Consider the following 19,577-nt stretch of genomic DNA (forward strand, 5'->3'; position numbering starts at 1 on the left):
CGTTGTGGACCCACCTGATTCCATGCCGAACTCAGAAGTGAAACACAATAGCGCCGATGGTAGTGTGGGGCTTCCCCATGTGAGAGTAGGACATCGCCAGGCTTTAAATTATGAACGACTTGTCCATGATGACAAGTAGTCCACTGCGGAGTGGTAGTTCAGTTGGTTAGAATACCGGCCTGTCACGCCGGGGGTCGCGGGTTCGAGTCCCGTCCACTCCGCCACTTATTAGAAAAGCCCGATACTCACGTATCGGGCTTTTTTACGTTTGTAGCTTTCTATTTTTCTCCTTATTCAACATGATTTACTTCCTTCTATAGTTGAAGTCCTCCTGCATTCATTCACTGGTGATCAGCTCCAACCCTTTTCGATTACTTGTCTTTTCCTAAACCACTATTTATTGAAGCTCTACGTCGTAAGTAGACCGTCAATTTCAGCGACTTTTATTTTTATCAGTATTGCTTGGCCTATAAGGCTAGTAACAGTAAGCTCGCTATCGCTCTACGGCCCCAGAAGCATTTTGAAGGTACAAATCTCTTATAAATTTTGAAGCTACGTCTTTTGGGCTCTCATACGTATATACGACTTTCACTGATATGCTTATAGAGTTTTAATTTTCTTGGAAGGGCGGTTATAGAGCTATATCGGGTAGTATATTAGCTAGTTGTAGGGCTGTGAGGTGCCGTACAAGCTTCTGAGCTTACAACTGACGTCTGTTTCGCTATATTCTACAAAAGCCTGTTAGCTGTGTTTAACAGTATGTTCCTAGTACTCCTCGAGGAAAAAACGACTGTATATGAGTATTTATTTGAACTATGGGGGCTAAATCATAACTTTTATTGTTTCATTCATAAGTTTGATGATGAAATGATAATTATTACTAATAATTGTTACACTTCAGACCACAATTTATTAGTGGTTATAGATATGGATATTTCACGTCGTAGTTTTCTTCAAAGCTCTTTGGCTCTCAGCACTGTGGCACTACTGCCAGCTTGTACGATTAAACAAGCAAAGAGTACAGACGGGCAGTTTGTTTATGATCTGTCAGCTGAGCCAGCACAAGCTGAAGTAGTGCATGGCTTTATGACCGATGTACTAGGCTTTGATGGGAAAATTCCAGCACCTACAATTCGGTGTCGGCAAGGGCAGCCTGTTACGATACGTTTTACCAATAATCTGGATGAACCTACCACTATCCATTGGCACGGGCTACGTATTCCTATCGAGATGGATGGTGTTCCTTTTCTAAGCCAACCACCAATCATGCCTGGAGAAACTTTTGTTTACGAGTTTACTCCTCCAGATGCTGGTACGTTTTGGTACCACCCGCACGTAAATAGTGTCGTTCAACTCGGAATGGGGTTAGTGGGGGCGATTATAGTAGAAGAATCTACTCCAGTGCATTTTGATGAAGAGCATGAGCTCGTTTTGAAACACTGGCATTTGGATAAGCAAGGTAAGTGGAACGATCTGATGATACCTCGCTACAGCGCTCGCATGGGGACGCCTGGTGAGTGGAGTACTGTGAATGGTGTGCATCATCCTGTCTATGAACTGAAGCAAAACGCGACCACTCGTTTAAGAATTGCCAATGTTGATAATACCATCACTTACCCAATAGCTATCGAAGGGGCGGATGCTTGGATTATTGCGATTGACGGTAACCCAATTCTTACTCCTAGAAAGCTGATTCGTCATAAAATTGGGCCCGGAATGCGTGTTGATTTGGCTCTGGTCGCCCCTCACGCTGGTCAGGAGGTGATCGTTCAGCAGATGAAGGGTGACTTCCCATTTATGTTATGTAAGTTCACTACGGTTGTATCAGAATTGCCAGCTAACCCTACATTGCCTCAGCTCCCCCTTAATCCTGTTCCCGATTTAGATTTAGATAATGCTGTTGAGTTAGATTTTGTATTTGAATGGGAAGGCGCGGTTACCCCTGCTAGTAAATCTGGCAAAGCGGTTCCTAAGTTTTGGCTTATGAACAAACGAGCATGGGAGGGGATGAGTAAAGACAACATTCCTCAACCTCTTGCTAAGTTGGAATTAGGCAAAACATATATTTTCGATCTGCGTAATGTCACTCAGTATCATCATCCTATTCATTTACATGGTCATACCTTTACAGTGTTGGAAATGGATGGTCGACGTTTGGCTGAACCATTTCATACCGATACAGTATTACTTGGGAAAAATGGGCGTGCCAAGGCGGCCTTTGTGGCTGATAACCCTGGACGCTGGATGTATCACTGCCACGTGATAGAACATATGAAAACGGGGTTAATGGGGTACATAGAGGTGGCTTAAGTGACTCCTGTAACTTTTTAAATGCAAGCCTTGATGTGTAGCATTGTATGATGGTTATTATTGGTTAATTAACCAAGATCATATGGTATTTGTGTTAACAGTGAATACAATTAACGCATTACTGGTTTAAGGATATGTCATGGGACAACTTTCAATTCTTGGCTTCATTGCTATTGGCGGCGCGTTTGGTGCTTGTTCACGTTATTTGATTTCAGAGTTTTGCGTAGCCTTATTGGGAAGAGGGTTCCCATACGGAACACTGACGGTGAATGTAGTGGGCTCCTTGATTATGGGCTTCCTGATCGCTGCGTTTGAAAATGGTTCGTTGGCAACCGAGCCTTGGAGGCAGATTATCGGGTTAGGTTTTCTAGGTGCTTTAACGACCTTCTCGACCTTTTCGATGGATAATGTTTTGCTTATGCAGCAAGGTGCCTTTTTCAAAATGGGACTCAATGTACTGTTGAATGTAGTACTCAGTATTTCAGCTGCGTGGGTCGGTTTTCAGCTGCTCATTAAATCTTGAGCGAAAAATAAACAAATATTTTACAAATAGGCTTGGTTATTCCAAGCCTATTTTTTATAATGACTGAACTTGTCGGAGTGCCATATGGCTGAGACCGTTAACTCGGGATCCGTTGAACCTGATCAGGCTAATACCTGCGAAGGGAACAAGAGAAGATATCTAACTAGATTTCTTTCTAGTTATCCTATCATCAGATCATTGCTATACCTCAGCAATCGATCCCTCTTGTAGCATCAATCCGTCAAGCATTTTTATCCAAAGTAACCTTTTTCTATAATAACAAGGCAAGGAAAAATGCATGTCGAGTCGTAAACAAGCAAGACTGGAAGCGAAGCAATTTATTGATTCACTGTCCGTTCAACCGTATCCAAATTCCACCAAAGTTTATATCGAGGGCTCTCGTCCAGATATTCAAGTTCCTGTTCGAGAAATCTCATTAGCTGACAGTTTAGTTGGTGGTACCAAAGAAGCTCCTATTTTTGAGCCCAATGAGCCTATTCATGTTTATGATACATCGGGTTTCTATACCGACCCTAATCATGAAATTGATCTGTACAGCGGCCTTCCAAAACTGCGTGAGCAATGGATTGAAGAACGTTCAGATACAGAGTTACTTGATGAAGTAAGCTCCGTATATACCAAAGAGCGTTTGGAAGACGAAACGCTCGACGAATTACGCTACGGTAACTTGCCGCGAATCCGCCGCGCCAACGATGGTCAATGTGTGACTCAGTTGCACTATGCTCGCAAAGGGATCATCACTCCAGAAATGGAGTACATTGCTATTCGCGAGAATATGGGGCGTCAAAAATTCGCAGACGAACAGTTGAATCAACAGCACCCTGGGCATAGCTTTGGTGCGAATTTACCGAAAGAAATTACGCCGGAATTTGTTCGTAAAGAAGTCGCTGAAGGTCGTGCAATTATTCCTTCAAACATAAACCACCCTGAATCTGAACCTATGATTATCGGGCGTAACTTCCTAGTTAAAGTTAACGCCAATATTGGTAACTCTTCAGTAAGCTCTTCTATTGAAGAAGAAGTCGAAAAGCTAGTGTGGTCTACGCGCTGGGGTGGCGATACGGTAATGGACCTATCGACAGGCCGCAATATTCACGAGACTCGTGAATGGATTCTACGTAATAGCCCTGTACCAATTGGTACTGTACCTATGTATCAAGCACTCGAAAAAGTGAATGGTGTCGCTGAAAACCTTAACTGGGAAGTCATGCGAGATACTTTGATTGAGCAAGCGGAGCAGGGGGTCGATTACTTCACTATTCATGCTGGTTTATTACTTCGTTATGTACCGATGACGGCAAAACGCGTTACCGGTATTGTTTCTCGAGGTGGTTCTATCATTGCTAAATGGTGTCTCGCTCATCACCAAGAAAGTTTCCTATACACTCATTTCCGTGAAATTTGTGAAATCTGTGCGAAGTACGACGTCGCGTTATCGCTGGGTGATGGCCTACGCCCTGGTTCTGTAGCTGACGCTAACGACGAAGCGCAGTTTGCGGAGCTACGAACACTTGGTGAACTTACTAAGGTTGCATGGGAATACGACGTTCAAGTGATCATTGAAGGCCCTGGTCATGTGCCTATGCATATGATTAAGGAAAACATGGATGAGCAGCTGGAACATTGCCACGAAGCTCCTTTCTATACGCTTGGCCCTCTGACTACCGATATTGCTCCAGGTTACGATCATATTACGTCTGGGATTGGTGCTGCCATGATCGGTTGGTATGGCTGTGCAATGCTTTGTTACGTGACACCAAAAGAGCACTTAGGTTTACCAAATAAGGAAGACGTGAAAACAGGGTTGATTACCTACAAGTTAGCGGCGCATGCTGCTGATTTGGCAAAAGGTCACCCAGGCGCTCAGATCCGCGATAATGCTTTATCAAAAGCGCGCTTTGAATTCCGCTGGGAAGATCAGTTTAACCTAGCGCTTGACCCTGATACTGCTCGTTCATTCCACGATGAAACTTTGCCGCAAGAATCTGGTAAGGTTGCGCACTTTTGCTCGATGTGTGGCCCTAAGTTTTGCTCAATGAAGATCTCTCAAGAAGTTCGTGAGTATGCGAAAGATTCTGAGCAAGTCGCTGCTGACCAAGCTATTGAGATCAAAATGCTAGACAACCCGCTGGAAGGCATGCGCCAGAAGTCGCAGGAATTTAGAGATACAGGGTCGGAGCTTTACCACCCAGCAGTGTCTTCTAAAGAAGCGGAGCTAGAGGGCTAAACGTGAAGATATTAATCCCAGCAAGCTCCATTGAGCTGACGGGAGAAGTACAACATTGTTTATTGGTCGCTCAGCAACAAGGCTTTGAAATCAAAAACATTGAGTTGGGCGTTAGTCCAACTCAATACTTCTCTCTAAAAGACAGCCAGCAAACCATTAAGCTGGCTGAGCGATGTAATTCAATCACAGGCCAAGCTAACGAACTTGATTACGTCATTGATTACACATCTGCATCTTCCATTGTTGATGTAAAAGCTGCACTAGAGGCGCAACATAATTTAGTGTTTGTGAGTGTCCTAAATGAAGAACAACAGCTTGATGTATGGTCTCACAATGGCGTTACTCGAGCGTTATCTGTATCGGAAAAGCGAGTAAGAGAGTTCTCGAAAACACGTCATATGGCGTGGTTACTTACTTGCTTAGTATTAGATTTCCCGATTGAAGACGCATTAGTGCTGGCTCGTGCTTCGTGTAGTGTTTCACGTGAAACATGGCCCAATGAATTCTCTCTTTTTCCCACTCCAATCTTGGAAAACTCAAGCCTAGGAATTCAAGTCGGTTGGACGGTTGACGGGCACAACGTTTCTTTCCCTAAGCTGACTAAACCGAGCTTAGGTCTTTACCCGGTAGTTGATAGTGTAGATTGGATTGAACGACTCCTTAAGCTAGGCATTAAAACGACGCAGCTACGTATTAAAGATTCTTCTCAGCCAGATCTGGAGCAACAGATAGAGCAAGCCATTCGTTTAGGGGAGCAGTATCAAGCTCAGGTCTTCATTAACGATTATTGGCAACTCGCAGTAAAACATGGTGCTTTTGGTGTTCACTTAGGTCAAGAAGATATAGAAGAATCTAACCTAACGGCGCTCAGTAAAGCGGGTATTAAGTTAGGGCTATCAACACACGGCTATTATGAGCTGTTACGTATCGTACAGATTGCGCCTAGCTATATCGCTTTAGGGCATATTTTCCCGACGACGACTAAAGATATGCCTTCACGCCCTCAAGGGTTGGTGAGGCTTGCGCTTTATCAGCAGTTGATTGATACGATTCCTTATAGTGAGCAGACGCTTGGTTACCCTACGGTTGCTATCGGTGGTATTGACCAATCGACAGCGCCACTAGTATGGGAATGCGGCGTATCGAGTTTAGCGGTGGTTAGAGCTATCACACTGGCTGAATCACCGAAAGCAGCCATTGAAGAATTTGACCGAATTATGGGGAAATCTTCTGCACCAGTTAAGGCAGCTATGCATGCTTGATGACAAAACTTTTCTACGTTATCAACGACAAATTAGTGTGCCGGAAGTGAGCGAGTCTGGGCAGGCGAGCTTGCAGAAAAGCCACGTTCTGATTATTGGTTGTGGTGGTTTAGGCAGTGCTGCCTCACTGTATTTGGCCGCTTCTGGTATCGGTAAATTGGTGTTAGTCGATGATGATCAGGTGGATAGCAGTAACCTACAAAGGCAAGTGGTTTACCGCGAATCTGATTTGGAACAGCCTAAAGTATCCGCTGCTGCTAGTCAGTTAAGCCATTTAAATGAAGGTTGTCAGGTAAGGCAAATACCACATCGGTTGAGTGACTCGCAACTCAGCTTAGAGGTGATGCTGGCTGATATCGTTCTTGATTGCAGTGATAACTTTCCGACACGCCAGCAAATCAATGCGGTTTGCTTTGCTCAGAACACTCCGCTGGTGTCAGCTTCTGCTATCGGTTGGCAGGGGCAATTCATGGTGTTTGATTTTCCCAATCAGCACAGTTGCTATCGATGCCTTTATCCTTTCGACCAACTTGAGAATACTACGAAATGCAGCGATTCAGGGATCATTGGCCCTGTGGTTGGGACGATGGGTAACATGCAAGCGCTGGCCGCTATTCAGAAGCTAGCCACTGGCTCGTTTCTTACCGATACCACGCAGCTCAAGTTATTTGATGGGAAATCGATGAATTGGACGAACCTATCAATGGTCAAAGAGCCACGCTGTTCAGTGTGCCATGAAGTTTAGAACACAGCACACTAAGAATTAAAAGGAAGGGCTGAATGAGCTCAATCTCAATAAAAATAAACGAACAAGTCGAAACGGTTTCATCAAGTTCTAATCTTGCTGACATTATTTCTTTGCTGTCACTGCCTGAGTTGGGTTGTGTATTTGCCATCAATAACGTGGTTGTGCCACGTAGTGAGTGGAATACGACAACGGTTAATGAAGGCGATTCAATTTCTCTTTTTCAAGCAATAGCAGGGGGCTGAACATGTTGAAGATCGCAGATATAACTTTCTCATCACGACTCTTTACGGGTACAGGCAAATTTGCCAATAAACAGTTTATGGCGGATGCAATCAAGGCATCGGGTTCCCAGTTAGCCACCATGGCATTAAAGCGTGTCGATATTCATTCTTCGGAAGATGACATATTGCAACCAATCGTTGAAGCTGGCGTGAATTTATTACCAAATACATCGGGCGCAAAAAACGCGAAAGACGCCATTTTTGCTGCGCACTTAGCTCGTGAGGCGTTAGGAACTAAATGGTTAAAACTGGAAATTCACCCAGACCCAAAATACTTAATGCCAGATCCGATAGAAACTTTGAAAGCTGCTGAGCAACTTGTGAAAGATGGCTTCGTGGTATTGCCATACTGTCATGCCGACCCTGTGCTATGTAAGCGTTTGGAAGAAGTAGGCTGTGCTGCTGTGATGCCATTAGGTGCACCAATCGGATCTAACAAAGGCTTAGCGTCCGTTGATTTCCTAGAAATTATTATCGATCAGGCTACAGTGCCAGTGGTTGTTGATGCTGGCATTGGCGCACCATCTCACGCCGCTTTGGCGATGGAAATGGGAGCTGATGCTGTTCTTGTGAATACCGCTATTGCCGCTTCACCCAATCCGGTCGCTATGGCTACCGCTTTTAAGTTAGCGGTTGAATCTGGTCGTATGGCATATGAATCTGGATTAGCTGGCCAAGTATCGCATGCAGTGGCTTCGAGCCCGTTAACTTCCTTCTTAGATGTGTAGGAGTTAGCATGAGTTTCGTTGATGAATTCCGCCAGCTAAATTGGGACGATATTAGTCTGTCGATCTACAGTAAAACGTCTGTAGATGTAGAGCGAGCTTTGGCTAAGTCAAAGCGAGATCTAGAAGATTTCAAAGCGCTAATCTCGCCGGCCGCTGAGCCGTATTTGGAACAAATGGCTCAGCAGTCGTTGGCACTGACACGCCAGCGATTCGGTAATACGATCTCTCTTTATATTCCTCTGTATCTATCAAACCTTTGTGCCAATGCATGTACCTATTGCGGCTTTTCTATGGAGAATCGCATTAAGCGACGTACGTTGAATGAGTCGGAAATTGAAGCTGAAATTGCAGCGATCAAGAAAATGAAGTTTGATAGTGTGCTTTTGGTCACCGGTGAACATGAAACTAAAGTTGGAATGAAGTACTTCCGCCAAGCGTTGCCCGTGATTAAAAAGCAGTTCAATTACCTAGCAATGGAAGTACAGCCGCTCGACCAGCAAGACTATGCGGAACTGAAAACATTAGGTTTGGATGCAGTCATGGTTTATCAAGAAACCTATCATCCTAGTACTTATGCCGAACATCACTTACGTGGCAATAAGACAGATTTTGAGTACCGCTTAGAAACGCCAGATCGTTTGGCAAAAGCGGGCATCGACAAGATTGGTATTGGTGCATTGATCGGGTTGGAAGAGTGGCGCACAGACTGTTTCTATGTTGCGGCGCACTTGGACTATCTTGAACGTAAATATTGGCAGACGCGTTATTCGATTTCTTTTCCTCGATTACGACCTTGCGAAGGTGGGCTACAACCCAAGTCGATCATGAGTGATAAACAGCTGGTTCAATTGATTTGCGCTTATCGCTTGCTGAACCCAGAAGTTGAGCTTTCTTTGTCGACACGAGAGTCTGCGACGTTTAGGGATAATGTATTACCGCTTGGTGTGACGAGCATGTCCGCGGCTTCGAAAACTCAACCTGGTGGTTATGCGCTCGAAGAGCAGGAGCTTGAGCAGTTCGAGATTAGTGATGAGCGTAGTGCCTCCTTGGTCGAGGCGATGATTCGCCAACGAGGGTTTGATCCTGTGTGGAAGGATTGGCACAGTGGTTACTCTGGATAGGTAACTAATAGTTACGTTTCACGTGAAACATTACTAAACCGCAGATACAAAAACGGCTACCAATAGGTAGCCGTTTTTATCTGTGTAATTGATACTTACGAATGGGCGAGTGACGTGGTTGCTTGGCGTAGCCATTCTAATGCATTGCCTTCAACAAGAGGGCTAACATCATTCCATACCTTTTGATGGTAATCATTGAGCCATGCAAGCTCTGGACGAGTTAGCATATCAACGTTGATGTTGCGTTGGTCGATTGGGCAACGAGTCAGAGATTCAAAAGCGAGTACAGGGAAGTCACCGTTTGTTTGTTTTTCTACGACTAGTTCCAAGTTTTCAATACGAATACCAAACTCATCTGCACGGTAGTAACCAGGTTCGTTAGAAAGCACCATGCCTTTAAGGAGTGGTACGTTGATAAGCTTCTTCGAAATGCTTTGTGGTCCTTCATGAACACTTAAGAAGTGGCCAACACCATGGCCTGTGCCGTGGTCATAATCGTAGCCTTCAGCCCATAGGTGTTGACGAGCGAGGATGTCGATCTGGAAGCCACAGGTGCCTTTAGGGAAACGCGCACGTGCAACGCCAATGTGTCCTTTCAACGCTAAAGTGAACTGCTTGATCATTTCGTCACTTGGTTGGCCGATCGCAATGGTACGCGTAATATCGGTTGTCCCATCAAGGTACTGGCCACCTGAATCAACCAAGTACAAAGTGTTCATTTCTAACTGACCAGGCTGCGGCTGGTTTTCGTGGTTGTAGTGACACATGGCTGCGTTACCGCCCGCGGCGGAAATGGTGTCGAAACTGAGGTCAACTAATGACTCATCTTTTTCACGGAATGCCTGTAAGGTGTCCGATAAGAAAGCTTCATCGTGTAGCTTGCCTTGAGCCACTTCGGAATCCAACCAAGACAAGAAATTCACCATTGCTGCGCCATCGCGGATGTGACACGCTTTCATTCCTGCAATTTCTACGTCGTTCTTAGCCGCTTTTGGCATTAAGCAAGGGTCGGCAGACTCAATGATCTGTGCACCAGCATTTTGCAATAATAAGGTGTACCATGCGTTGCTGGTTGCTGAATCAACGGTCACTGTTTTTCCAGACAGCGCTTGTAGGGCTGATTCTAATTCAGAAGGGTGACGAACACTAATTCCGGCTCCGGTGTGATCGGCAAATTCTGCTGGGATTCTGCTAGGGTCTAAGAAAAACTCGACGCTTTGATCGGCATGAATGATTGCGTTAGCCAACACTACAGGTAAGCGCGAAACGTCAAGACCACGGATGTTCAGCAACCAACAGATCGAATCTAACTCAGTTAATACTGCAGCATCAGCCCCTTTAGTTTTAAGTAGTCCTGCAATCTCAGCTCGCTTACTTTGGCAAGATTGACCAACTGAATTCGTCGCCATTAAACGCACATCAGAAACAACAGGTGCTGGTCGATCTGACCATAGCTCATCAATTGGATTCGATGACAATGTCGCAAGTTCTAATTTACCCGTTAGTTTGCTTTGTGCGCCTTTCAACCAAGCTGCCGTGTGCATGCGCGGGTCAAAAGCAACCTTCGAGCCTTGCGGTAACGTTTGAATCAACCAATCTAATGATGGTTCTTCAATAAGGTGACGGTATTCAAAAACACTTTCCGGTACTTGTTTACGTACTTGAACTGTATAGCGGCCATCAACAAAGATCGCAGCGGTGTCGCGCGTGATTACAGCTGCACCTGCAGAGCCAGTGAAACCTGTTAACCAAAGAAGTCGTTCGTTGTGAGCCGGAACGTACTCACCTAAATACTCGTCTTCATGGGGAACAATGAGAGCGTCATAGTGATTACTCTCGAGCCAAGCTCGAACCGCTTGAACGCGGTCTGCAGTGATATTGTGCATCAGTGTCATATCCTTGTTGTTGATGTGCTTCTTTAATCTATTTTATTGATAGAGAAAGAGATAAATGAGTGCAGATAAGCTATCTCTTTTATCCTAAGGCTGCAATTACTGAACGGCATTTTTACCTGAGATGTAAAGTTTTTTCTTTGATGATATCTCGCAGCCAAGTTAAAGCTGGGTCATTTTCTCTATCGCGATGCCAGAATAGAGTATATGCCATAGGAGGGAACTCCATAGGCAGTGGAACAACGACTAAGTCGAGCTGCTTCGCAACTAAGTAGGTAAAGTGACTGGGAGCGGTGAAAACAAAGTCTGTATAGGTACACAAGCTTGCGGCACTATTGAAGTCCGGAACTGAAATCGCGATGTCACGTTGGTGTCCGAGGTCTGCCAGTTTGTAATCGAGTAACCACCGATCATTACCATCACAGCGAACCTGAACGTGACGCTGCTTTAAGTAAGTCTCAAGATCCCATTTCCCTGATAACGCAGGGTGGTTACGACGCAATACACACATTTGTGCATCTCGATAAATCTCCTGTTCGCAAATGTCATCGGGTGGCAGCATGGTGAGCTTGGCATCATTAATATCGATGTCCTTTCCGGTCAGCCCCAAATCGAGTTCGCCAAGCTGAAGCTTTTTGAATGTTTGTTCACTCCAGGCGTGAGTATTGATATTGACCTGTGGCGCTTGGCGAAAAATAGCGGGTAGGAAGTGAGGCAGAATTAACGGGTAGACACTCTCAACCGCTGCAATATGGAACCGATGGTGGCTGTCGTTGGGATTAAAAGTTTCTGGCTGAGTGAGCAATTCAAGTTGGTTGATAAGGATTTCTAGCTTAGGTTTCAAGAATAGCGCTTTGGGTGTTGGCCTAAGTCCGTGTGCGTTACGTGAGAAAAGCGGGTCATTAAATTGTTCGCGTAGCTTAGCGAGTGACTTACTGACGGCCGACTGACTCAAGCACAGTCGATGTGCTGTGCGGGTAACACTTAGCTCCTCAAGCAGCACTTGCAGGCATACCAATAGATTGAGATCAATTCGCGACAACTTCTCGACGTTCATAGGACATTTCCAATTTGGAATAATGGTAATGAGTATATGCCATTTTCGTTCATATCTGTTACTGAGTATGATTGGCCCACATTCGTTTTCTATTGGAGTATTTTGTGTCCGCCACTATGTCTCAATCAAACAGTAAATTTCAGGTGGCTTTGTTAGCTATGTTGGTATTGTTCAGTCCATTGGCGATTGATATCTACCTACCGGCATTGCCACAAATATCAGAAGCGTTTCACGTGGAACATGCTTTAGCACAAGATACGATTACATGGTTTTTATTTGCAATGGGTGTGGGCCAATTGTTTGCCGGCCCCCTTGCGGATAAGTTAGGACGTCGAACCGTTGCTTTAGGAGGGATCTTCATTTATGCATTGAGTGCTTGCTTGGCGTGGGCCGCTCAATCAATTGAATGGATGTTGGTCGCTCGGTTGCTGCAAGGCTTAGGAGCTTGTGCGACTTCTGTGGCAGCTTTTGCAACGGTTCGCGATATATTTGGCCCAGAAAAAAGTGGCAAGATGATCAGCTACTTGAATGGTGCTATCTGTTTTATTCCTGCTTTAGCACCAATCTTAGGTAGCTGGCTGACGCAACAGTTTGGCTGGAGAAGTAACTTTAGCTTTATGGCTGGCTTCGCGGTCGTAGTGGGTTTATTGATGCTGGCCTATATGAAAGAGACCAATCCAGCAACCGAGAAACAGGCTGTATTCAAATTTGAACGCTACTGGTCAGTATTGAGTACTCCTTCATTCTTGTTCCATGCCACACTGTGTCTAATGGCGATGGCCGTGATTCTTGCTTACGTAACTTCGGCACCTGTCGTGCTGATGGAAAACTTAGGCTTGAGCATGAACGAGTTTACTTACTGGTTTGGTGTAAATGCGGTAATTAACATTGTGGCGGCATTCACCGCACCTAAGTTCATGGAAAAATTTGGCACTCACAAAACGTTAGTGGTGGGCATCAGTACGCTTGGCTTAGCTGGTGTAGTGATGTACGTGATTGCTAGTCAGCAGAGTGCAATGGCGTTCATGATTCCGATCTTTATGTCGTCGGTAGGTTTTGCATGGATTTTAGGCGCAGCAGCAGGTAAAGCGCTTGAACCGTTCGGTGATAGAGCGGGTACGGCAGCTGCATTACTTGGCTTGTTCCAAATGAGTGGCTCGGGTTTGTTAGTGGGTACAATGCAACGTTTAAGCCTAGATCCACAAATCATGATAGCACTGCAAATGTGGCTAATTGTACCGGCATTGTTCATCCTATTCGCTAAGGTAGGTAAGACTTGGCACGGTGTTGCAGCCAAAGCGTAAATGTTGCGTAAATATTCAATTTACGGTTTTCCGGAGCGGCAAACAGGTGTATATTTGTCGCTCAATTAATAGTGATTTCTCAACGGAATAATACTGTAATGTCATTAACAACCTATGAAATGGCTCGCGTCTTAGAGCAAATGGAAGATGCACCTGAAAAGGTCATGTTTGGTAAATTGCTTAATGAATTAGGCAACCAAAGTGAAGAGCGAATTCGAAGTGCTGCAAAGCAGGTTCCTTTGGCAACATTGCGCGATATCGTTTATCAGTTTCAGCGAGTGATTGAATCTCGCAAAGACGAGCAAGTGCAGCAACTAGCGAAAGAGCTAGCAGAACAAGGTATCTCTGTTGATGAACTACAAGCTTTCTTAAGTAAGTAATTCCAACCAGATTTAAAAACACCACTCGATTGAGTGGTGTTTTTGTTTGTGTCGTATAGAAGGTAATCGTTGGTTAGTCGCTGATTCTCGACTTTATCACCTTATCTAATGAAAACGGCCCAGCTCCCCATACCACTACGATAAGTATCATTAGTCCCCAAAGCTGATGGTCAAAGAAACCTCGCTCCCACAATAATGGGTAAGAGACAACCGCAATAATATTGAATACGAATAAGATCGCTGCCATCGGGCGAGTGAGTAGGCCGAACGCTAAAAAGACAGGCAGAATCAGTTCTGCCGCGGTTCCCATGTAGGCTGCAAGTTCCCAAGGTAGAATCGGAACTTGATATTCAAGCTCAAAGAGGTACAAAGTGCTGTCCCACGACGCGATCTTTACTAATCCAGAGTTAAAGAAAACCCACGCCACCCAAAGGCGACAGAACAGCAACAATACCGGGATGAACATTGCCTGAGCTTGGCTAACCAAATTATCGTAAGTAATAATCAGTGAAGTAAATCTATTCGAGTTCATTGAAGCCTCCTATTAATCCTGAATGAAAAAGCCTGCAATCACATCTAACTCGATAAGAGTATTTAGGTGAGATAAATGTTCTGGTGGGGTTTGTCCTAGCGGCCGCTGATCGGCAATACAAGCCAGTAGTTCATAACACGCCTGACTCACGATTTGTGTTTCTATTTGGTTATTCGGTAAGTGGCGAATGAACCCGAACTCAGGTTGATTGATATTGAGTGCGTCGAGTTGTTCGGACTTAATGGCTTGTCTTAACGTGTATAAGGCAAATTCAGAGTGAAACAGCACGATTTGGTTGTTCAAGATAAAACTGAGCTTTGGGTGCTGTTCTTCAGAAACTTGTGCAAGCGCTGCTAAAGGTTGTATTTTTTCTGGGTAAGCTTTGCCTAACAATGGGTTTGCAGCGTCACAGCACCATTCAAATTCAGCGGTATCAGATAAGTATGGCGCTGCTTCAATGACGGCTGGGAATTGGTGAAAGGTTTTACTAAAGCCGAGCCCATAACTTGTCACATCACCACTATTTGGCGGTGACACTAGCGCATGCTGGCGTGCTAGCTGCGTGAAACATTCATCTCCAACTAAAGCGTCAACTAAAGGGTAAGCGGCTTTCAAAACGTCGACTAAGCTAATGATGAAATTGTTCCGATAGATCTGTAATCGTTGCTCAGCAGAGAAGTGATCGCTGACAATTTGGCAATGTTCACCTTGGCTTTGGTATCTCAAGGCATCACCGAACTCGCTTTGCAGTTGAGCTAGAGATACGGTCATGAAACTTTTCTCCCCATTGCTTCTATGTCCAACAGACGCTGGCTAGCTTTCTCAGCTTCTGCGAGTAGCACGTTAGGTTCAGGAATATCCAAGTCCCATTCTATTAATGTATGGCGTTGACCATGTTGAGCCGTCCAACTCTCAAACAGCTGCCACACTTCGTCACTGATAGGCTGACTGTGAGTATCAATCCAGATTTCACCTTGTTCGAGTTGCTTGATGGTGAAGCCGGCTAAGTGGATTTCGTCTACTGCGTGAGCTGGTAGGCCTGCCAAATATTCTTCGCTGGTAAAGCCATGATTGAATGCCGAGACATGAACATTATTCAGATCGAGTAATAGGCGACATTCTGTGCGACGTTGTACCTCTGCCAAAAACTCCCATTCACTGATCGTGGAGTGGCTAAACTTCAAATAGCTTGAAGGGTTTTCTATCAGCATTGGACGTTTCAATGTGTCTTGAACCGTCATGACATTACGACAAAACACTTCCAGTGCTTCTTCGGTATAAGGTAGTGGTAGTAAGTCATTGAAGTAATGACCACCGGTTTGGCTCCAACTTAAATGATCGGAGACCAAAAATGGCTCAACGTCATCGACTAAACTTTTCAGCTGAGTAAGGTGATTTGGGTTAACGGGTTCCACTGAACCTAATGACAGCCCAATACCATGGCAGCTAATTTGATGCTTTTCTCGAATGGATTGAAGTTGGCGACGCGCGAGAGAGTTAGTTTGAAAGTAATTTTCGCTGTGAATTTCAAGCCAGCTCAAAAGGCTGGGTGAAGTATCAAAATACTCAAGGTGTGGAGTTCGTAAGCCCACTCCAACTTTGTTATGAAGAGGTGTTGTGTTCACTCGTGACTCCTAGGCTGGTGTTAGTAAGGGAGGTGAGCCTTGTTGGCGTAGGCTCACCATCACTTATTCATCAAGTATTGAATACTATGAAGATTGAGTGCTACCACCAGAAAGTTTTCCACAAAGGCCTTTTGGCACGACTACAAATGCATCGCTTTGGTTATCTTCTTTCGCTGTGCCTGCACAAGAACTTGTTTTGGTCGCACAGTCATTTTTTCCCGCTTTAGCAACGCCATAGCATTTCTCTTTGCCAGCAGCTTCTGCTGGTGCTGAAGTTAAAACGGTTCCACCGAAAGCAATAAGGCTTGTGATCGCAGCAGTTACAGCAAGATTAGATTTTTTCATCGTCAATTCCTCTAGACTTTGTTTTTATATTCACTTCGCAAGTTAATTACTTGTTAAATATCAACTTGCTTATAAAAGAGGATAGGTAAACCAATACAAAAATTTCATTATTTTTTCGTAATTTATAGAAAAATCATAATATTTTTATTTAAGTTATTGAATTTTAATGGATATGTCATGGTGATATTTGTCGTGATATTTATGAACTGCGTTGGCTGTTTAGGTTATAATCAACTTTTATGTATAAATACCCAGTAGTGAGCATTCCATGATCGATCCTTCGCTTTTACTCGATGGCCTCAATGACAAACAGCGTGAAGCGGTAGCGGCACCTCTAGAGAACCTTCTTATATTAGCGGGGGCTGGTAGTGGTAAAACACGTGTCTTAGTTCATCGAATTGCGTGGTTACAAACGGTAGAGCAAGCCTCACCGTTTTCTATTATGTCAGTAACCTTTACTAATAAGGCTGCAGCTGAGATGCGTGGTCGTATTGAAGAGTTGATGATGGGAAGCTCGTCAGGAATGTGGAACGGTACTTTCCACGGAATTTGCCACCGTATTCTGCGCGCTCACTACTTAGACGCTAAGCTACCTGAAGATTTCCAGATCATCGATTCGGATGATCAAATTCGTTTATTGCGTCGTTTGATTAAAGCGCAAAACCTAGACGAAAAACAGTGGCCAGCTAAGCAAGCGTCATGGTGGATTAACGGCAAGAAAGACGAAGGTTTACGTCCGAAACATATCGATGCTTACCACGATCCTGTGACTCAGACTTGGTTGAAGATCTATTCGGCGTATCAAGAAGCGTGTGATCGTGCAGGCTTAGTGGATTTCGCAGAGATCCTACTTAGAGCTCATGAATTACTTCGCGATAAGCAGCACATCCGTGAGCATTACCAAGCTCGCTTTAAACATATTTTGGTCGACGAGTTTCAAGATACCAACAACATTCAATACGCATGGCTACGTATGATGGCTGGCCCTGAATGCCGAGTGATGATAGTGGGTGATGATGACCAATCTATCTATGGCTGGCGTGGCGCTAAAATCGAGAACATTCAAAAGTTCTTGGATGAGTTCCCAGGCGCGTCGACTATTCGCTTGGAGCAAAACTACCGTTCAACCAAAACTATCTTGCAAGCGGCGAATGAACTGATCTCAAATAACACCGAGCGCATGGGTAAAGAGTTGTGGACGGACGGTAACGACGGCGAGCCTATCTCAGTTTATTCTGCGTATAACGAGTTAGATGAAGCCCGCTTTACGGTGAGCAAAATCAAAGAGTGGCAGGAAAAGGGCGGAGCACTAAACGACACTGCAATGCTTTACCGTAATAACGCTCAGTCGCGTGTACTTGAAGAAGCTTTGATTCAAGGTGGTTTGCCTTATCGTATCTACGGTGGCATGCGATTCTTCGAACGACAAGAGATTAAAGATGCGTTGAGTTACCTGCGTTTAATGAGCAACCGTAATGATGATGCTGCATTTGAGCGTGTTGTGAACACGCCAACGCGTGGTTTGGGGGACAAAACATTAGAAACGATTCGTTTTGCTGCTCGCGATCGCGGCGCAACAATGTGGCAAGCCAGTGTTGCCTTACTTGAAGAGCAAGTCCTCGCAGGGCGCGCTGCGGGCGCGTTAAGCCGTTTCCTAGAGCTAGTGAATGCATTAGAAGACGACACGCTTGAGTTACCGCTACACGAACAAACTGACCATGTGATTAAATCGTCGGGCCTGTTTGCGATGTATGAGCAAGAGAAAGGCGAGAAATCTAAGGCTCGTATTGAGAACTTGGAAGAATTGGTTACTGCGACCAGACAGTTTGAAAAACCTGAAGAAGCCGATGAGATGAGCATGCTCACCGCGTTTTTAACCCATGCGGCGTTAGAAGCCGGTGAGGGCCAAGCTGATGAATTCGACGATGCGGTGCAGCTGATGACATTGCACAGTGCAAAAGGTTTAGAGTTTCCTATGGTATTCATGGTTGGTGTTGAGGAAGGCATGTTCCCAAGCCAGATGTCTGCAGAGGAAGCTGGGCGCTTAGAAGAAGAGCGTCGCTTGTGTTATGTAGGTATGACTCGTGCGATGGAAAAACTTTATATCACTTATGCAGAAATGCGCCGCTTATACGGACAAGACAAATACCATAAGCCATCACGGTTCATCCGCGAACTGCCTGAAACGTGTTTAGATGAAGTGCGAATGAAAGCTCAGGTTAGTCGCCCTGCATCTAGTGGTCGCTTTAGTTCTACCGCAGTGAAAGAAAACTTCAATGAAACTGGCTTTAGTTTGGGCTCCCGAGTCAACCATCCTAAATTTGGTGAAGGAACCATTATTAACTTTGAGGGCAGTGGTCCACAAAGTCGTGTGCAAGTGGCGTTTAATGGTGAAGGGATTAAATGGCTAGTCACCGCTTATGCTCGTTTAGAGCAACTGTAGTGTACTGATTTGAATAAAAAGAGCTGCCAATTGGCAGCTCTTTTTATTTTAAACTGGATCAAGCAAATTACAGTGCCGCTAGCGCTGCTTCGTAGTTTGGCTCTTCAGTGATTTCAGCAACTAGTTCGCTGTGTGTTACAAGGCCTTCCTCGTTGATACAAACCACAGCACGAGTTGTTAGACCTGCTAGTGCACCTTCAGGAATTTCTACGCCGTAGCTTGCTGCGAAAGCAGGAGAACGGAAAGTAGATGCATGTTGAACGCCTTCAATGCCTTCAACTTCGCAGAAGCGGCCAGCAGCGAATGGTAGGTCAGCAGAAACACAAACGACAACGGTGTTTTCTAGCTGTGCAGCTTTTTCGTTGAAAGTACGTACGCTTTGAGCACACGTTGGTGTATCAATGCTTGGGAAAATGTTAAGTACAACTTTTTTGCCTTTTAGAGACGCAAGAGTCAGCTCAGAAAGATCGCCTGCTGTTAGTGCGAATTCTGGAGCTTGGTTACCTGCTTGAGGTACTGCGCCGTTGATTTGTACTGGGTTACCTTGGAACGTTACTGTAGACATATGAAACCTATTTAATTTATTGAGTTTATTTATGGGTTAATGTTCTGTTTAAGTGTTGCACGAAATCATCCTGCTTGTAAATAGGCTGTTTCATGTTGATACATTACTGTTTCATTTGTTCTTTATGAAGGCGTTTGAAGGGCAGATAAAGAAAAACCCCGAGAGCTTGCGCTCATCGGGGTCTGTAGTCTTACTCGCAGCAATCCGGCTACT

At 44.8% G+C, this 19,577-nt stretch carries 18 protein-coding genes, 1 tRNA gene, 1 rRNA gene and 1 riboswitch; of the genes, 13 read left to right on the plus strand and 7 right to left on the minus strand.

Annotated features, from left to right (window positions below):
- From rrf to thiH, 10 genes are all read left to right on the plus strand, one after another.
- Nucleotides 1-102 (plus strand): 5S ribosomal RNA (gene rrf / locus ELZ11_RS23240); the annotation flags it as partial.
- A gap of 45 nt (nucleotides 103-147) precedes the next feature.
- Nucleotides 148-224 (plus strand) — tRNA-Asp (locus tag ELZ11_RS23245).
- Between the two features lie 703 nt (nucleotides 225-927).
- Nucleotides 928-2,310, plus strand: coding sequence for a multicopper oxidase family protein (locus ELZ11_RS23250; protein WP_137359764.1), 1,383 nt, complete (start codon nucleotides 928-930; stop codon nucleotides 2,308-2,310).
- A gap of 139 nt (nucleotides 2,311-2,449) precedes the next feature.
- Entirely contained in the window at nucleotides 2,450-2,833 is a 384-nt protein-coding gene (gene crcB, locus ELZ11_RS23255) for a fluoride efflux transporter CrcB (protein WP_137359765.1), read from the plus strand.
- A 63-nt stretch (nucleotides 2,834-2,896) separates the two neighbouring features.
- Nucleotides 2,897-2,995, plus strand: a riboswitch (TPP riboswitch).
- A 136-nt stretch (nucleotides 2,996-3,131) separates the two neighbouring features.
- Nucleotides 3,132-5,081: a phosphomethylpyrimidine synthase ThiC gene (thiC, locus tag ELZ11_RS23260; RefSeq protein WP_137359766.1), complete on the plus strand. Its 1,950-nt coding sequence runs from the start codon at nucleotides 3,132-3,134 to the stop codon at nucleotides 5,079-5,081.
- 2 nt (nucleotides 5,082-5,083) lie between these two features.
- Entirely contained in the window at nucleotides 5,084-6,343 is a 1,260-nt protein-coding gene (locus tag ELZ11_RS23265; RefSeq protein ID WP_137359767.1) for a thiamine phosphate synthase, read from the plus strand.
- Entirely contained in the window at nucleotides 6,336-7,088 is a 753-nt protein-coding gene (locus ELZ11_RS23270) for a HesA/MoeB/ThiF family protein (protein ID WP_137359768.1), read from the plus strand. Before ELZ11_RS23265 ends, ELZ11_RS23270 begins: the two co-directional genes overlap by 8 nt.
- A gap of 35 nt (nucleotides 7,089-7,123) precedes the next feature.
- Complete coding sequence (gene thiS, locus ELZ11_RS23275; RefSeq protein ID WP_137359769.1) at nucleotides 7,124-7,333, plus strand: sulfur carrier protein ThiS; 210 nt, start codon at nucleotides 7,124-7,126, stop codon at nucleotides 7,331-7,333.
- Between the two features lie 2 nt (nucleotides 7,334-7,335).
- On the plus strand, nucleotides 7,336-8,100 hold the full coding sequence (locus ELZ11_RS23280) for a thiazole synthase (RefSeq protein ID WP_137359770.1): 765 nt from the start codon (nucleotides 7,336-7,338) through the stop codon (nucleotides 8,098-8,100).
- A gap of 8 nt (nucleotides 8,101-8,108) precedes the next feature.
- Nucleotides 8,109-9,221, plus strand: coding sequence for a 2-iminoacetate synthase ThiH (gene thiH / locus ELZ11_RS23285; protein WP_137359771.1), 1,113 nt, complete (start codon nucleotides 8,109-8,111; stop codon nucleotides 9,219-9,221).
- A gap of 95 nt (nucleotides 9,222-9,316) precedes the next feature.
- Here thiH and ELZ11_RS23290 read toward each other — a convergent pair whose 3' ends face one another.
- Both ELZ11_RS23290 and ELZ11_RS23295 read right to left on the minus strand, forming a co-directional pair.
- The gene (locus tag ELZ11_RS23290; RefSeq protein WP_137359772.1) at nucleotides 9,317-11,107 is read right to left on the minus strand and encodes an aminopeptidase P family protein; all 1,791 of its coding nucleotides are present in this window, start codon (nucleotides 11,105-11,107) and stop codon (nucleotides 9,317-9,319) included.
- 121 nt (nucleotides 11,108-11,228) lie between these two features.
- Nucleotides 11,229-12,170, minus strand: coding sequence for a LysR family transcriptional regulator (locus tag ELZ11_RS23295; protein ID WP_137359773.1), 942 nt, complete (start codon nucleotides 12,168-12,170; stop codon nucleotides 11,229-11,231).
- Between the two features lie 116 nt (nucleotides 12,171-12,286).
- Between ELZ11_RS23295 and ELZ11_RS23300 the strand changes: the two genes are divergently transcribed.
- Both ELZ11_RS23300 and tsrA read left to right on the plus strand, forming a co-directional pair.
- Nucleotides 12,287-13,474: a multidrug effflux MFS transporter gene (locus ELZ11_RS23300; protein WP_137359798.1), complete on the plus strand. Its 1,188-nt coding sequence runs from the start codon at nucleotides 12,287-12,289 to the stop codon at nucleotides 13,472-13,474.
- Between the two features lie 98 nt (nucleotides 13,475-13,572).
- The gene (gene tsrA, locus ELZ11_RS23305; protein ID WP_137359774.1) at nucleotides 13,573-13,854 is read left to right on the plus strand and encodes an H-NS-like global regulator TsrA; all 282 of its coding nucleotides are present in this window, start codon (nucleotides 13,573-13,575) and stop codon (nucleotides 13,852-13,854) included.
- A gap of 73 nt (nucleotides 13,855-13,927) precedes the next feature.
- Here the strand turns inward: tsrA and ELZ11_RS23310 are convergent, their stop codons facing one another.
- The 4 genes from ELZ11_RS23310 to ELZ11_RS23325 all read right to left on the minus strand — a co-directional run bounded on the left by ELZ11_RS23310 (nucleotide 13,928) and on the right by ELZ11_RS23325 (nucleotide 16,356).
- Nucleotides 13,928-14,386: a DoxX family protein gene (locus tag ELZ11_RS23310; RefSeq protein ID WP_137359775.1), complete on the minus strand. Its 459-nt coding sequence runs from the start codon at nucleotides 14,384-14,386 to the stop codon at nucleotides 13,928-13,930.
- A gap of 12 nt (nucleotides 14,387-14,398) precedes the next feature.
- Complete coding sequence (locus ELZ11_RS23315) at nucleotides 14,399-15,157, minus strand: HvfC/BufC N-terminal domain-containing protein (RefSeq protein WP_137359776.1); 759 nt, start codon at nucleotides 15,155-15,157, stop codon at nucleotides 14,399-14,401.
- A complete protein-coding gene (bufB, locus tag ELZ11_RS23320) occupies nucleotides 15,154-16,011 on the minus strand; it encodes an MNIO family bufferin maturase (protein WP_137359777.1) in 858 nt (285 codons plus the stop codon). Before bufB ends, ELZ11_RS23315 begins: the two co-directional genes overlap by 4 nt.
- Nucleotides 16,012-16,095: 84 nt before the next feature.
- Nucleotides 16,096-16,356, minus strand: a complete 261-nt coding sequence (locus tag ELZ11_RS23325; protein ID WP_137359778.1) for a BufA1 family periplasmic bufferin-type metallophore — start codon at nucleotides 16,354-16,356, stop codon at nucleotides 16,096-16,098.
- 268 nt (nucleotides 16,357-16,624) lie between these two features.
- Between ELZ11_RS23325 and uvrD the strand changes: the two genes are divergently transcribed.
- Nucleotides 16,625-18,799 carry a DNA helicase II gene (gene uvrD, locus ELZ11_RS23330; RefSeq protein ID WP_137359779.1) on the plus strand — a complete coding sequence of 725 codons (2,175 nt, stop codon included), beginning with the start codon at nucleotides 16,625-16,627 and terminating at the stop codon, nucleotides 18,797-18,799.
- A gap of 67 nt (nucleotides 18,800-18,866) precedes the next feature.
- Here uvrD and tpx read toward each other — a convergent pair whose 3' ends face one another.
- A complete protein-coding gene (gene tpx / locus ELZ11_RS23335; RefSeq protein WP_137359780.1) occupies nucleotides 18,867-19,364 on the minus strand; it encodes a thiol peroxidase in 498 nt (165 codons plus the stop codon).
- Nucleotides 19,365-19,577 lie beyond the last annotated feature (213 nt).

It is taken from the genome of Vibrio profundi, assembly GCF_005281835.1.
Classification (GTDB): Bacteria; Pseudomonadota; Gammaproteobacteria; order Enterobacterales; family Vibrionaceae; genus Vibrio; species Vibrio profundi.

Coding starts and splice junctions, on each gene's coding strand:
- ELZ11_RS23325 (WP_137359778.1), bottom strand. CDS start 16,356: ATGAAAAAATCTAATCTTGCTGTAACTGCTGCGATCACAAGCCTTATT.
- thiC (WP_137359766.1), top strand. CDS start 3,132: ATGTCGAGTCGTAAACAAGCAAGACTGGAAGCGAAGCAATTTATTGAT.
- ELZ11_RS23315 (WP_137359776.1), bottom strand. CDS start 15,157: ATGACCGTATCTCTAGCTCAACTGCAAAGCGAGTTCGGTGATGCCTTG.
- ELZ11_RS23280 (WP_137359770.1), top strand. CDS start 7,336: ATGTTGAAGATCGCAGATATAACTTTCTCATCACGACTCTTTACGGGT.
- ELZ11_RS23250 (WP_137359764.1), top strand. CDS start 928: ATGGATATTTCACGTCGTAGTTTTCTTCAAAGCTCTTTGGCTCTCAGC.
- tsrA (WP_137359774.1), top strand. CDS start 13,573: ATGTCATTAACAACCTATGAAATGGCTCGCGTCTTAGAGCAAATGGAA.
- thiH (WP_137359771.1), top strand. CDS start 8,109: ATGAGTTTCGTTGATGAATTCCGCCAGCTAAATTGGGACGATATTAGT.
- uvrD (WP_137359779.1), top strand. CDS start 16,625: ATGATCGATCCTTCGCTTTTACTCGATGGCCTCAATGACAAACAGCGT.
- crcB (WP_137359765.1), top strand. CDS start 2,450: ATGGGACAACTTTCAATTCTTGGCTTCATTGCTATTGGCGGCGCGTTT.
- ELZ11_RS23270 (WP_137359768.1), top strand. CDS start 6,336: ATGCTTGATGACAAAACTTTTCTACGTTATCAACGACAAATTAGTGTG.
- ELZ11_RS23300 (WP_137359798.1), top strand. CDS start 12,287: ATGTCTCAATCAAACAGTAAATTTCAGGTGGCTTTGTTAGCTATGTTG.
- tpx (WP_137359780.1), bottom strand. CDS start 19,364: ATGTCTACAGTAACGTTCCAAGGTAACCCAGTACAAATCAACGGCGCA.
- ELZ11_RS23295 (WP_137359773.1), bottom strand. CDS start 12,170: ATGAACGTCGAGAAGTTGTCGCGAATTGATCTCAATCTATTGGTATGC.
- ELZ11_RS23290 (WP_137359772.1), bottom strand. CDS start 11,107: ATGCACAATATCACTGCAGACCGCGTTCAAGCGGTTCGAGCTTGGCTC.
- thiS (WP_137359769.1), top strand. CDS start 7,124: ATGAGCTCAATCTCAATAAAAATAAACGAACAAGTCGAAACGGTTTCA.
- ELZ11_RS23310 (WP_137359775.1), bottom strand. CDS start 14,386: ATGAACTCGAATAGATTTACTTCACTGATTATTACTTACGATAATTTG.